This window comes from Paenibacillus sp. RS8, from assembly GCF_041956825.1.
In the GTDB taxonomy this organism is placed as follows: domain Bacteria; phylum Bacillota; class Bacilli; order Paenibacillales; family Paenibacillaceae; genus Paenibacillus_AQ.
In genome coordinates this window covers 6834435-6847784 of record NZ_CP168131.1, presented here as the reverse complement: position 1 = coordinate 6847784, position 13350 = coordinate 6834435, and the positions used below count along the sequence as shown (strand labels likewise).

Below are 13350 nucleotides of genomic sequence, written 5' to 3'. Positions count from 1 at the left end.
ACAGTGGAGGTGAAGGGTTCATGCATATCGATTTGATTCGAGGCGGCAGTAAATCTCTGCCCCATCAGATCAGTGAAACCCTAAATCAGCGGATCTCATCAGGACTGCTCCAGCAAGGTGTCCGGCTGCCCTCCGTAAGAAGTTTGGCTACAACTCTGAGAGTAAGTCAGGTTACTGTAAGCAAGGCTTACGATGTGCTTGAGAAGCGAGGGCTTATTTATTGCAGACAGGGTAAAGGCTGCTTTGTAGCCGATCCTGGGCATATTAAACGTCAGGAAGAGGGGCGCTGGCAGGATGTATATGATGATTATTTGCCGCGAGCTCAGCTTTGGCGCAATTTTGATTACTCTGAAGTAAAGTATCCCTTTCATATAGCTGCAATTCATAGTGAGCTACTCCCTCTAAAAAATATCGGTGACTCCTATGCAGCATTAGTCACACAGCAGCCGGAGCTTATGGCAACCTATGGGAACTTCCAAGGTGATCTGGAGCTGCGAGGAATCATGAGAGATCATTTAAAAACACGTGGAATTTCGCTCACCTCCTCGGATTTGATGATCACAAGCGGAACTCAGCAAGGCATTGATCTGGTAGCTCGTACCTTTGTCGGACCTGGAGATACTGTGTATCTTGAGGCGCCTAGTTATACTGGGGCTATTGATGTTTTTGCAGGACGAGGTGCAGAGATGATCTTTGTACCAACGGACAGTGAAGGGATGAGGGTGGACCTTCTGACAAGAATGTGTGATCAGAGACCGCCTAAACTGATTTATACCATCCCTACTTTTCAGAATCCGAGCGGAGTAACCATGAGCATGGCAAGAAGACAACGGCTGCTGGAATTAGCCCGCAGTTATCGTTGCCTTATTGTAGAGGATGATCCATTTAGTGATTTATATTTTCATGCGCCTCCGCCTGGGGCAATCAAATCGATGGATTCCCAAGGGCATGTAGTTTATATGAAGAGCTTCAGTAAAGTTATAGCACCCGGCTGTAGAATTGCCTGTGTTGCCGCTGAGAGGAATATTCTGTCTCGGCTTATCGCCGCTAAGTCTGCAAGTGATCTAGGGAGTCCTCTCCTCACGCAACGGGCAGTATTGCCGTTTATTGCGGGCAAGTATGAATCCTATGCTGCTCAATTACGAATTACACTTCGCGGTCGCATGGAAAAGGCGGCAAAGCTGCTTAAGCTCTACGCGCCGCCTGGAGTGAACTATATGCTTCCTGAGGGAGGACTTAATCTATGGCTGGAGCTACCAGCTTCTCCCGATATCGCAAGATTACATGAGCTTGCCGAACAAGAGAGCATTTCTTTTTTACCTGGTGATGTCTGTTATTCCGCAGAAACTCCTTCTCGGCATATCCGTTTGTGTTATTCACAAATGAATGAAACGGATATGGAGGAAGGTTTACGCTTATTTCTCCGTCTGCTTGGTCGGTTTTTGCGGGTGAGCGGTTAAGGGGTGTTACTTAGAGTTACTTAATCTTTGTTTCAATTGATTCATTTGCTGTTGCACATGCTGTGGCCATAGCTGTAGCGGAACCTGATTGCCGCTAGCGGCTTGCAGTGTCTTATAGATATCGACCTGACCCCAGCCGAAATATTTGTCATGACCGGGAGTGCCTAAATCAACGGCATTTTTGGTCATAAGATCCATAACTTCGGTATTCGTTAGATTCGGATTCAGTGAACGAACCAGACCTGCCAGTGCAGCGACGTGAGGACTGGCCATCGATGTTCCGGATAAAGCAGCATACTGACTATCAGGGTAAGTACTTGCTATGCTTTCTCCGGGTGCAGCGACATCAATATAGTCGCCGTAGTTGGAGAAGGAAGCTTTTTCCCCCGAAGCATTGGTTGCAGCTACTGCAATCACTTCAGGATAGGCAGCAGGGTATCCTGGGCGTTCTGTATTATCATTGCCTGCAGCAGATACCAAGACGATATCTCGGTCATAGGCATATTTGATTGCGTCATGAAGAAATTGGGAATCCGCGTAGTTGCCTAGGCTTAAATTTATGACTTTTGCACCGTTGTCAGCTGCCCAAATGATTCCTTCTGCTACGGAATATGTGGTACCTGCTCCTGAATTATCAAGTGCTTTTACCGGAAGGATCTTGTTATACCAGCTAATTCCCGCCACACCTTCTCCGTTATTAACCAGTGCGCCTATAATTCCAGATACATGTGTGCCATGTCCTACATCATCTTCTGGGGTGGAACCGTTGGTGATCGCATTATACCCGGTCAAAAGCTTACCTTTTAGATCTGGATGATTGATCTGGACTCCGGTATCCACCACAGCCACGACAACCTCTTTACTACCCTTAGAAAGGTTCCACCCTAGTTCGGTTTCTATCGCCGGCAGATTCCATTGATAAGTGGAGAATAACATGTCATTTGGAGTAACGGTTCCCTCTGCGTTTTTAGTTATCGTATCATTGGTTAAATACATATAGTGGGGCTCTGTATATTCAGGATGCCATTTATTGGTGAAATAATCTTTGAGCTCATAATAAGTCATCTTCTCCGAACGAAAAATATAGGCATACCCAAGCTTACGCGGCTTCTTACCGTTGATGTCAGCGGTTATCGTTTGAAGCTGCCCCGGTGTAGGTGAGTTGTTGCGGAAACGGACGACAATTTCATTCTCATAAAAATGGCTGGCGTTTTCGTTATCATGACCAGTTTTGACGGTGATATCCTTTAAATTGTCGGTATGGACAGACTCTACACGGTATTTGCCTTCCTTCGGATAAGGAATAAGACGCAGGTTCTTCAGCTGATGATCTGCAACACGCCCAAGCACCTTTTGGTTAATAAGTGCGATGATGCCTACATTTTTTTCTTTGTTCCGCTGAGCGATAAAGTAATATTTCTCTTTACCGATTGTAAACGTTGGAGATTCATAGGATTGATGACCATGGATCGCTGATTTCGCCGTCTTTAGATATTTCTGCAGCTGTTCTTTCTCCTGTTCGGTCCCTTGAGGAAATGAGGAGGACTTAAAGGTTTCCGTTTTATGCTTGCGAAAATCGATCCACATTAGCATGGTGATAAATCCGTGGTTCTGCTGCAAACGTTTCGCATACACTGATTTATCATGGAGCGAAGTCATTCCATCTGTTTCAGAGAGGAGCTTGGTCAAATGTCTGCTGACATCGACTCTATTCAGGTGATCCGTCGCATCAACATCTTGAGATAAGGAGGTTTTCTTCAACGACTTTTCCTGTGAAGGATTTGGTGCTGAATGAAGGGCTGAAGTTGGAGCAGGATTCGGTACAGCGACATTAGCGACTTCTCTGGTTGTCCCATTAGCAGCAGGGCGCAGCGCAAAGGTGAGTAAAACAACTGTGAACGCAGCTGTTATCAGACCTGCAACCGTTAGATTTTTTCGTGACATGATTTCCGCTCCTCTACACATTGTAATGTCTATAGGTTTAGAAGAGAGCCTATGTTTTATGCATCTTAGAAAAGGATACCTTCCTTACGTTTTTTATGATAATATCAGAGAGAATAAGCATCTGGAGTTCGCATCCTGATATTGCAGGAGATATGTCGATAGATGTTCTTTTAATTTTCAGAAGGTTAGACTTCTCTGTGTTTACATCCTGATATTGCAAGAATAAAGAGATACGTCTAGAGACTATTTCTTCATAGGATTAACTTTATTGACTACAAGAGCAGGGAATAATAAGGGGGAGCAACCGCCATGTCAGCAGCCAATGTGCAGAAATTATGTGAATCGACGAGAGACAAACTTAAAGATGTAATTGATAAGATGGAAATTTTTCTAAACGAGCATGCGTTGCCTCAACTTGTAACTGAAAGTGATGAGGAAACTGTACACTTTTATCAAGGATTTCTGTCCGATGTTCGTCATCTGTTAGTGTTCTCGGAAATGTCTTATGAGAAGCTGGGAGTTGCGCTTCGTCGTGCTACATTCGATGAATCTTTTGCGCAGAAAGCGCTTTATAATGTGTATCACTATGGCGTGAATAACTTCTTCTATCCAAAGAATGAAAGCTATTCTGAAGATGGACGTTATGCTTATACTGGACAGGATGCCATTCGTTTCCGTAAAAAGCCAGTTCGTCCGGCACGTGATATCATTCTTGAAATTACCAAGACTTATGAAGAGTTACGCGATGACCTTACTTATTATGAGAACGACTATTTGACTGAGAAACGTATGCAAAATCAGGTTTAACAGTTAAATAGTTCGTGTAAAGGATCAGCACTTCGTTCATTTATAATGACGAAGGCTGGTCCTTTTTTGACGTATTAGAATTTATATATTTGGGGCCCCCACAAAGTACCTGAGTACGCATCGAAGCCCCCCCCACTTTGTGGGGATATTTTGCGTGGGCTTCGTTACATCAACTGGAAACCTGCCTGTCGAATAGGCGGTAAATCGAGCGGACATAATGAAGCCGAGGTGATAAATATGTCGAGTGTAAAGCCATTAGTCAAATGTAGTGTGAGCAATTGTCATTATTGGGGCGAGCATAATTTATGCCGGGCTGAAGAAATTATTATTGAGATCGACAAGCATGCGGGTAGTGGATTTATAGAAGAATATGCTGAGGAAATGACGAATGAGGGTCACCACGATCATGTCGCAACATCGTCTGCAACATGCTGTTTAACTTTTAAGCCGAACTCCTAGGAGGCCGCCCTAATGGACAGAGAAAAGGATCATGAATCAAGTTCATCCAATGGACCATCCGGTCCGAGAAAAGTCATATTGCGTCCGCGCAGAGTAGACTATCCTCGCCGGGACAGAGAACATCAAGAGGAATATGCCGCAGAGGTGAATCCGGTATCAATGCCGATTCGGGATACAACACCGCATGTGGCGAGTGAAACTAAAGAGAATGAAGTGGAATACAGTGGCAGCCAAGTGATGGGTTATACTGGGCTGGCTATGGGTATTGCTTCCTTATTTCTCTGGTCCATCATTCTTGGACCTATATCGGTTGTAATTGGATATTATGCATATGCCAAAGAACAAAAAACGCTTGGGGCATGGGCGATGGGTTTAGGGATTGTATCCACACTTAGTTACTTTGTGATGATCCCCTTTGCCCGCTAAACAAGAAGCGTAAAGTTTGAATTATAACAGGCTTTTAGACCTAAATATCAGGGTCTGAAGTCTGTTTTTTCATTCCAGCATATAGCAATAATCTCGGATAAAATGTAATATTAAGCCGTAATTCATCGAAATCTAAGGTTAGATCAATATATATGATACAACAGGATAAAAGGAGTGCGCCGGTATGGAGATTAATCCCGCTGTAACCAATGGGTTAGGGCAGCTTAAATGGATAAGCTTAAAGAGTGCAACCGCCAAGAGTAGTTCAGCGAATGAAACTGAAAGGTCAGGTGCGTCTGCTTCTCAATTTGCAGCAATGCTGCAAGCTTTGTCTTCTAACACCTCTAACAGCGGGGATACAAGCTTCTTAACGTCACTCCCGGACGCGTCATCTGTTAGCAGCCTGTTGTGGCAACAGATAGGTGGGACAGCGGAAAGCATCGAGAGTGTAATTTCCGGGGAAATAACGGATACTAAACCAACGAGCTATGATGATCTAATTCAAACGGCGAGTGCTAAATACGGGGTGCCAGTTGATTTGATAAAAGCTGTAATTGATACAGAATCATCCTTTAATCCAAACGTTGTCTCAACGGCTGGTGCAAAAGGATTAATGCAGTTAATGGATGGAACAGCACGCGGTTTAGGGGTTTCAGATTCATTCGACCCGGCTCAAAACATTGATGGCGGTGTACGCTATCTGTCTTATCAATTGAAACGCTTTGACGGACAGGAAAAGATGGCATTAGCGGCTTACAATGCTGGACCAGGCAGGGTCATTAACCTTGGGGTAAGCAATGATCAGGAATTATTGGAGAAGCTTACACTGCTTCCAAAAGAGACGCAGTCCTATATCACTAAAATAGAACGCGCTCGCGCGCAATACGCTGTATAATATAAAGGATCAAACGGGCAGTTCCCTTAAACCACATGGCTGGTATTTGGGATTACCGTTTGATCCTTTTTCGAAATTTAAGAAAGAATGATTTTTGTACTTTAAGGAAGTAAAGGAGATAATCGATATATGCTTTACTGGGATTATGCCGCCGCTACACCCCCCTATGAAGATGTGGTGAAGACGATGGAACAAATTATGAAGCTGCACTATGCTAACCCGTCATCCTTACATCGTGCTGGTAGTGAAGCAGCTAAGTTGATCAGGCGTTCACGAGAAGTATGCGCGGCTGCGCTAGCTGTCCAACCAAAGGAGATCCTATTTACATCTGGAGCTACGGAGAGTAACAATTTAGCAATTAAAGGTGCTGCTTTACAGTATCAGTCAAGAGGACGTCATCTGATAACTACGGAAATAGAGCATCCCTCTGTGTATGAAAGCTGTTTGCAACTGCAGAGAAATGGCTGGGAGATTACTTTTGTAGCGCCGGACAGTACTGGAATGATTGATCCAGAGCGAGTAGCTGCTGCAGTACGGCGTGATACTGTGCTCGTAAGTGTGATGCATGTAAATAATGAGATTGGAACAGTGCAGCCGCTAAAGGAGATTGGCAGGTTGATTAAATCCGTCAATTCACGAACCTTATTTCATGTAGATGGCGTTCAGGGATTTGGCAAGCTTACTGTTGATCTTAAAGGATGGAAAGCGGATCTTTACAGCTTGTCTCCTCACAAAATTAGAGGCCCACGCGGAGCGGGGCTTCTCTATATTAAAGAAGGAATTCAACTGTTCCCTTTACTTTCAGGTGGTTCACATGAAGAGGGGCAACGTGCTGGAACAGAGAATGTACCTGCGATTGTTGCATCGTCAAAAGCAGTGCGGATGAGTGGTGAGCAACGCGAAACCTTCTATGCTCGAGTGCTTCCGCTTCGAGATCGACTGCTACGCTTCTTGCACACCGTTCCTGAATTTGTTATAAACAGCAGAGAGGATGGAGCCCCTCATATTGTGCATTTCTCATACCCAGGCATGAAAGGTGAGGTATTTGCCCGCAAGCTGGAGGAATTAGGAATGGCTGTTTCTACCCGATCGGCCTGCTCTTCCAGACTGGCAGAACCTAGTCGTGTTCTATTGTCTATGGGCAAAGATGTTTCTGTTGCTTCAGGAGGCATCCGTATCAGTTTCGGTGATAGTCACACCGAAGAAGATGTCGCGGCACTTGAGAAAGCACTTATTACTGCGGTACGAGCTTTAAAGATTGCTGAAGGAGGTATGAAGTAACTAATGAGTGTGATGAATCAGGAATCTGCTAAAGGCAGTGCCAATAGTATAGATTATGCCGATATGCTGCTTTTGCGTTTCGGGGAGTTTACATTAAAGGGCAAGAACCGTGCCAGATTTGAGAAAACTGTACTGCGTCATGTGAAGGAAATGATTAAGCCTTATCCAAAGGTAGTTCTAACCAAGGAGTTTGGAAGAATTTATGTAGAGCTGAACGGAGAACCTGCTACTGAATTGGTAGAAGTGCTAAGGAACGTATTTGGTATTGCCTCTATCAGTCCAGTAAAGGTGGCTAAGTCGGAACTCGAGGATATTGTGGCTGTCGGCCGCCATTTTTTAGAGATCATCGCTCCTGCACCGGGAACTACATTTAAGGTTAATGCGCGTCGAGTATGGAAGGAATTCCCGTATGGCTCTATGGAGATGAATAAGCTAGTCTCAACCCCACTGCTGCAAGGATACTCCGGACTTACTGTGGATGTAAAATCACCTCAACTGGAGCTGAAGGTCGAAATTCGCCAAGGTCATACCTATATATTTTGTGAAAATATTGCTGGTGTTGGTGGATTTCCGCTTGGTACGAATGGAAAAGCAATGTTATTGCTGTCCGGAGGCATTGATAGTCCTGTAGCGGGTTGGTCATCCATGCGTCGTGGACTTGAGGTGGAATGCGTACATTTCTATAGTTATCCTTATACGAGTGAGCTTGCTCGGCAAAAGGTGGTTGATCTTACGAGGGTTTTGTCACGATATGCGGGAGTCATCAAACTGCATTTGGTGCCCTTTACAGGGGTACAGACATCTTTTACTGGAATAGGTCAGGATAACCTGATTATTACGTTGATGCGTCGAGCTATGTTGAGGATTACTACACAGCTTGCTGAACGTGAGGGGGCACTCGCAATCGTAACCGGTGAAAGTCTTGGTCAGGTTGCTAGTCAGACGTTACCAAGCATGAACGTGATCGGCCGTGCTACAGATCTTCCTCTCCTACGTCCGCTGGTAATGATGGACAAAAGTGATATTGTGGAGCTGTCTAAGAATATAGGCACCTATGATTTATCTATCCTTCCTTATGAGGATTGCTGCACTTTATTCGTTCCAAAATCACCTACAACGAACCCGAATTTACGGATTGTAGATAAAATTGAAGCTACGCTCCCTGGATATTCTGCAATGCTGGATGCAGCGATTGAAGCCACGGAGACCGTGCTGATCACTCCCTATGGAGATGAGAAGCCTAAAGATGTAGTAAGTGCCCAGGCTGGATTACAGGAAGAATGGTTTTAATATTATAAAAAAAGGCTGTCTCATTCGTAGCAATATTTACGGCTGAGGCAGTTTTTTTGATTGTTTATGACTGGATTGACGTCTCCAGTGTCCTCCAATTAAAATGCCAATGATGATCACGATTATAAACAGAGCTTTCAATAGCGGATGCAGGTCAAAGAATGGGGATAGCTGCTGCTCATCTGTAATCATGCTTGACGCTGTAAACCCTAAGACAGCTGAGCCAATATAAATAATCCATGGATATTTGTTGATTAATTTAATAAAGAGAGTACTTCCCCAGACGACGATTGGCACGCTGATTAACAGTCCTATGACAACTAGAGAGATATTGTGCTTAGCAACGCCAGCAATGGCGATGACATTATCTAGTCCCATCGCAGCATCGGCTAGAATGATCGTACCCACAGCAGACCATAGGCTTTGGCCAGCCTTGATATTCGCTGAATTGTTCTCATCTGTTAACAGCTTGTAGGCAATCAGAATAAGTAAAATCCCGCCAGCTAGTAGTAACCAGGGGATCTTTAATAGCCACACGACCAGAATTGTTGCGAAAATCCGTAATACGACGGCACCTGCTGTCCCGAGCACGATAGCCTTTTTTTGAGTACTGTTGGGCAAATTACGCGCAGCAAGCCCAATGACTATAGCGTTGTCTCCCGCCAGAATGAGATCTAGAAAGATAATATTGAGCAGTGATAATACAAACTCCCATATGGATGTATTCAAGGCGTAGTCACCCCTAAATTTAGTTAAGATGAGCACGAAGATATGCTTAGTTTTGTATACGCAAAAAAAAGGGCATACATGCTTTCATCCTCAAAAAAAAGTTGGACAGGAAGCATAGCTTGTCACTTCCGAACATACATGTAGTTACATGTGATTCGGGGAGGTAAGAGAGAATGGAATCATTATTGCTCCTTGGTGAAATATTGATGATCAATCTTGTGCTGAGTGGAGATAATGCAATGGTCATCGCGATGGCCAGTAAAGACCTTCCGGAGAAACACCGGAAAATTGCGGTATGGTGGGGAGCTGCGGGAGCTGTTATTCTGCGCTGCGTGCTTACATTTGTCGCGGTATTACTGTTGAAAATTCCTTATATCCAAGCTGGAGGAGGAATTCTGCTGCTATGGATTGCGTTCAAGCTGCTGCTCGAAGAAGAGGAGGATCTCAGGGTAGCGGAAGTATCCTCCGTATGGAAGTCAATCCGAACGATTCTCGTGGCTGATTTTATTATGAGTCTCGATAATGTCTTGGCGATTGCCGGTCTAGCCAAAGGTGATTTGGCTTTAATTGTCATCGGGATTGCACTCAGCATTCCGATTGTAGTATGGGGAAGTGGCCTCATTGTAGGCTGGTTGCATAGATTTCCGTTACTCGTATTTATCGGCGCGTATATTTTAGCCTTTACAGCAGGAGACATGATGCTTCAGGATGCAAAATTAGGGACAATGCTATCCTTTTTACTCCCATCCACGCATTCCATCCTGCCGATCGCTTTAGGAATATTAGTGGTTGTAACCGGAGCTATTAAGCGGAGAACAACATTTGCAGGTTAATAATTTGCAATAAAAGGCAATACTAAAAGGACATCTCCATAAATTGGAATTGTCCTTTTTTTGACGTATCAGAAAGTCATTTTGCGGGGATAATTTGCGTGGTCAGTGATGGCATTTTGAGTGTATTTCAGATAAGATATGAATAAGAATCCTGTCGTTTTAAGGGCATAAGATGACATGGTAGTGAGGTAGACGTGAATTTGAAGGGATGGGTGAAAGATGTCTTCCAAGAATGACATTAGACTAGGAGTATTCATTGTAGCTGCTGGCATCGTGATTTTATTCGGTAAGCTGGGGGTCTTCGGATTTTTGGGACGTGCCCTTTGGCCGCTAGTGATTTTACTTCCTGGATTGGTTCTACATATGTTATTTTTTAGCCGCCGCGCTTCGGCAACAGTATTGATTCCCGCGGGGATATTAACGGTGTATGGTTTATTGTTTGGTCTTTGCAATATATGGGGATGGGGGCTTATGAAATATTTATGGCCTGTGCTTCTGCTTGGCATTGCCGTAGGCCTGTATGAATATTCCATCAATTCTCCAAGACGGACTGGGGGAATTTCTGCAATTGCTGTTATATTAGGCGTTCTAAGCATAGCGCTTTGTATTTTCAGTCTTATGGGAACTGGTGTGATCTATCTAATTGGTATTGTATTTATCGCTGCAGGGATTTGGCTGATTACTGGACGGGGCAGAACACGCAGCTGGAATAGATGGAATTGAAGCTAGCCGATGTTCTATCCTAAAAAAAACGAAAATTGGAAACTGTTTTTTTCATAAAAAGACTTGCTTTTCATAGTGCTTTCACTATAATATTAATGTTATGTTGAAGCGTCGGCTTTCTGCCTGGCGCTTCTTTTGTGAGACTGCCGTGACATGCTACGAATTTTAACAGTTTTAATTTGATAAATGAGAGGATTTGGATACAAATCATGCATTCAAGAAAAGATATTCGCAACATTGCGATCATTGCCCACGTTGACCATGGCAAAACAACACTCGTCGATCAGCTTCTTCAGCAATCGGGGATCTTCAGCGCACACGAGCACCTTCAAGAACGTGCCATGGACTCTAACGATATCGAGCGGGAACGCGGAATTACAATCCTAGCTAAAAATACAGCAATTACTTATAAAGAGTTTTTGATCAACATTGTGGATACACCTGGACACGCTGACTTCGGTGGCGAAGTAGAACGGATCATGAAAATGGTTGATGGTGTATTGCTGGTTGTTGATGCTTATGAAGGCTGCATGCCGCAAACGAAATTCGTTCTGCGTAAAGCATTGGAACAAAAACTTACACCGATCGTTGTCGTGAACAAGATTGACCGTCCAGCTGCTCGTCCTAAGGAAGTTATTGATGAAGTACTCGATTTGTTCATCGAACTTGAAGCAAATGACGAACAATTGGAATTCCCGGTTGTTTATGCATCTGCCCTTAATGGTACTTCAAGCTTGGTTCCTGAAAAACAAGATGATACCATGCTTTCCCTATATGAAACAATTGTAGAGCACATTCCAGCTCCAACCGAAAGTGTTGAAGAGCCTCTTCAATTCCTCGTTACTTTGATGGACTACAATGAATACCTGGGACGTATTGCTATTGGCCGTGTAAACCGTGGTGTAATCAAACAAGGTCAATCTGTAACAGTTATTATGCGTGACGGTAAGAGTAAGACCGCGCGTATTGAGAAATTGTTCGGCTTCCAAGGTTTGAAACGTATTGAAACAGAAGAAGCGGGCGCAGGGGATATCGTTGCTATCGCAGGGATCAAGGATATCAACATTGGTGAGACCATTGCTGACCCACAACACCCTGAAGCACTTCCAGTTCTGAAGATTGACGAGCCAACCATGCAAATGACATTCCTTGTGAATAACAGTCCTTTTGCTGGTAAAGAAGGTAAATGGGTAACTTCCCGTAAACTACGTGAGCGTCTCTTTAAAGAGCTTGAAACAGATGTGAGTTTGCGTGTGGAAGAAACTGATAGTCCTGATGCATTTATCGTTTCTGGACGCGGTGAGCTTCACCTTGGTATTCTGATCGAGAATATGCGTCGTGAAGGTTATGAAATGCAAGTTTCTAAACCACAAGTAATCATTAAAGAAATCGACGGTGTCAAAATGGAGCCGCTTGAGCGTCTAATGATTGATATTCCAGAAGAAAGCATGGGCTCTGTTATGGAGAGTCTGGGTACCCGTAAAGCCGAAATGGTCAACATGATTAACAACGGTACGGGTCAAGTACGTCTGGAGTTCCTGATTCCTGCACGTGGTTTGATTGGTTACAACACTTACTTCTTGACTTTGACACGCGGTTACGGCGTTATGAACCATGCTTTTGACAGCTACGCTCCACTGGTTGCTGGTCAAGTTGGCGGACGTCATCAAGGTGTTCTTGTATCAAGTGAGACTGGATCAACAACTCAATATGGAATCGTGGGTGTTGAGGATCGTGGTATTCTCTTCTTGGATGCAGGTACAGAAATTTATGAAGGTATGATCGTAGGCGAGCATACCCGTGATAACGATATTATCGTTAACATCTGTAAAGAAAAAGCACTTACAAACATGCGTACCTCAGGTAAAGATGATACTGTAAAAATGAAGACACCACGTACCTTCTCTTTGGAAGGCGCGCTTGAATATTTGAATGATGATGAATATTGTGAAATCACACCTAAATCCATTCGTTTGCGCAAAAAGATTTTGAACAAAGGCGAACGCGAACGTGTAGAGAAGCAACGTAAAATGGCACAAGCAAACGCGTAAGATCAACTTATCATAGTAAAGAGCCGTCGGAGGTTTAACTTTCGGCGGTTTTTTTTATAACAAAAACTTCCCCTACTGATGATATAATGTAAACGTATCTTAAATTTGGGAGGAGTGCGGTATCTATGCAGGTCTGGTTTGCTGAGCATCCAATCGTCGCTTATATTGTTATTTTTATATTGCTTACATTTGTGTATAATCAGGTATTTCGTGTGAATCAGAAGTTATCGATTGGCAAAGAGATTATGCTCTACATAATGATGGCGATCGGCTCCGGCATGCTCCTCATTTTTCAACATGATAAGCTACCGATCATCCAGTGTCTGCTGGTTGCTGTCGGATTGATGTTGCTCGTACGAGTACGTTATATCATGGAAGCTCGGCAGAAGAGAAAGGCTGCAACTGCAGCAAAAAGACAGTAAACGAAACTTTTACTGCTTATGTAACGTCTA

Annotated in this window: 13 protein-coding genes; 11 read left to right on the top strand and 2 right to left on the bottom strand. The window is 43.9% G+C overall.

Annotation, left to right across the window (positions count from 1 at the left end):
* Positions 1 to 20 precede the first annotated feature (20 nt).
* Complete coding sequence (locus ACDZ28_RS32095) at positions 21 to 1460, top strand: PLP-dependent aminotransferase family protein (RefSeq protein WP_375103707.1); 1440 nt, start codon at positions 21 to 23, stop codon at positions 1458 to 1460.
* A 6-nt stretch (positions 1461 to 1466) separates the two neighbouring features.
* On the opposite strand, the gene ACDZ28_RS32090 is transcribed toward ACDZ28_RS32095, so the two are convergent.
* Complete coding sequence (locus tag ACDZ28_RS32090; RefSeq protein WP_375103706.1) at positions 1467 to 3404, bottom strand: S8 family peptidase; 1938 nt, start codon at positions 3402 to 3404, stop codon at positions 1467 to 1469.
* Positions 3405 to 3713: 309 nt separating this feature from the next.
* On the opposite strand from ACDZ28_RS32090, the gene ACDZ28_RS32085 reads away from it, so the two are divergent.
* The 6 genes from ACDZ28_RS32085 to thiI all read left to right on the top strand — a co-directional run bounded on the left by ACDZ28_RS32085 (position 3714) and on the right by thiI (position 8562).
* Positions 3714 to 4211, top strand: coding sequence for a YpuI family protein (locus ACDZ28_RS32085; RefSeq protein ID WP_042130298.1), 498 nt, complete (start codon positions 3714 to 3716; stop codon positions 4209 to 4211).
* A gap of 150 nt (positions 4212 to 4361) precedes the next feature.
* Complete coding sequence (locus tag ACDZ28_RS32080; protein ID WP_375103705.1) at positions 4362 to 4670, top strand: DUF1540 domain-containing protein; 309 nt, start codon at positions 4362 to 4364, stop codon at positions 4668 to 4670.
* Positions 4671 to 4682: 12 nt separating this feature from the next.
* Positions 4683 to 5096 carry a DUF5353 domain-containing protein gene (locus ACDZ28_RS32075; protein ID WP_231573887.1) on the top strand — a complete coding sequence of 138 codons (414 nt, stop codon included), beginning with the start codon at positions 4683 to 4685 and terminating at the stop codon, positions 5094 to 5096.
* A 184-nt stretch (positions 5097 to 5280) separates the two neighbouring features.
* Positions 5281 to 5991, top strand: coding sequence for a lytic transglycosylase domain-containing protein (locus tag ACDZ28_RS32070; protein ID WP_341114488.1), 711 nt, complete (start codon positions 5281 to 5283; stop codon positions 5989 to 5991).
* A 129-nt stretch (positions 5992 to 6120) separates the two neighbouring features.
* On the top strand, positions 6121 to 7272 hold the full coding sequence (locus ACDZ28_RS32065; RefSeq protein WP_375103704.1) for a cysteine desulfurase family protein: 1152 nt from the start codon (positions 6121 to 6123) through the stop codon (positions 7270 to 7272).
* A 3-nt stretch (positions 7273 to 7275) separates the two neighbouring features.
* Positions 7276 to 8562 (top strand): tRNA uracil 4-sulfurtransferase ThiI, encoded by a 1287-nt coding sequence (thiI, locus tag ACDZ28_RS32060; RefSeq protein WP_375103703.1) that lies wholly within the window; start codon positions 7276 to 7278, stop codon positions 8560 to 8562.
* A gap of 36 nt (positions 8563 to 8598) precedes the next feature.
* Here thiI and ACDZ28_RS32055 read toward each other — a convergent pair whose 3' ends face one another.
* Positions 8599 to 9291, bottom strand: a complete 693-nt coding sequence (locus ACDZ28_RS32055; protein ID WP_375103702.1) for a TerC family protein — start codon at positions 9289 to 9291, stop codon at positions 8599 to 8601.
* 173 nt (positions 9292 to 9464) lie between these two features.
* Between ACDZ28_RS32055 and ACDZ28_RS32050 the strand changes: the two genes are divergently transcribed.
* The 4 genes from ACDZ28_RS32050 (at position 9465) to ACDZ28_RS32035 (ending at position 13320) form a co-directional block, all read left to right on the top strand.
* Positions 9465 to 10124, top strand: coding sequence for a TerC family protein (locus tag ACDZ28_RS32050; RefSeq protein WP_341114482.1), 660 nt, complete (start codon positions 9465 to 9467; stop codon positions 10122 to 10124).
* 219 nt (positions 10125 to 10343) lie between these two features.
* The gene (locus tag ACDZ28_RS32045) at positions 10344 to 10847 is read left to right on the top strand and encodes a hypothetical protein (RefSeq protein WP_042130289.1); all 504 of its coding nucleotides are present in this window, start codon (positions 10344 to 10346) and stop codon (positions 10845 to 10847) included.
* Between the two features lie 209 nt (positions 10848 to 11056).
* A complete protein-coding gene (typA, locus tag ACDZ28_RS32040; protein WP_042130287.1) occupies positions 11057 to 12898 on the top strand; it encodes a translational GTPase TypA in 1842 nt (613 codons plus the stop codon).
* 125 nt (positions 12899 to 13023) lie between these two features.
* A complete protein-coding gene (locus ACDZ28_RS32035) occupies positions 13024 to 13320 on the top strand; it encodes a YlaH-like family protein (protein ID WP_042130285.1) in 297 nt (98 codons plus the stop codon).
* Positions 13321 to 13350 lie beyond the last annotated feature (30 nt).

Coding starts and splice junctions, on each gene's coding strand:
- ACDZ28_RS32095 (WP_375103707.1), top strand. CDS start 21: ATGCATATCGATTTGATTCGAGGCGGCAGTAAATCTCTGCCCCATCAG.
- ACDZ28_RS32090 (WP_375103706.1), bottom strand. CDS start 3,404: ATGTCACGAAAAAATCTAACGGTTGCAGGTCTGATAACAGCTGCGTTC.
- ACDZ28_RS32085 (WP_042130298.1), top strand. CDS start 3,714: ATGTCAGCAGCCAATGTGCAGAAATTATGTGAATCGACGAGAGACAAA.
- ACDZ28_RS32075 (WP_231573887.1), top strand. CDS start 4,683: ATGGACAGAGAAAAGGATCATGAATCAAGTTCATCCAATGGACCATCC.
- ACDZ28_RS32070 (WP_341114488.1), top strand. CDS start 5,281: ATGGAGATTAATCCCGCTGTAACCAATGGGTTAGGGCAGCTTAAATGG.
- ACDZ28_RS32065 (WP_375103704.1), top strand. CDS start 6,121: ATGCTTTACTGGGATTATGCCGCCGCTACACCCCCCTATGAAGATGTG.
- thiI (WP_375103703.1), top strand. CDS start 7,276: ATGAGTGTGATGAATCAGGAATCTGCTAAAGGCAGTGCCAATAGTATA.
- ACDZ28_RS32050 (WP_341114482.1), top strand. CDS start 9,465: ATGGAATCATTATTGCTCCTTGGTGAAATATTGATGATCAATCTTGTG.
- ACDZ28_RS32045 (WP_042130289.1), top strand. CDS start 10,344: ATGTCTTCCAAGAATGACATTAGACTAGGAGTATTCATTGTAGCTGCT.
- typA (WP_042130287.1), top strand. CDS start 11,057: ATGCATTCAAGAAAAGATATTCGCAACATTGCGATCATTGCCCACGTT.
- ACDZ28_RS32035 (WP_042130285.1), top strand. CDS start 13,024: ATGCAGGTCTGGTTTGCTGAGCATCCAATCGTCGCTTATATTGTTATT.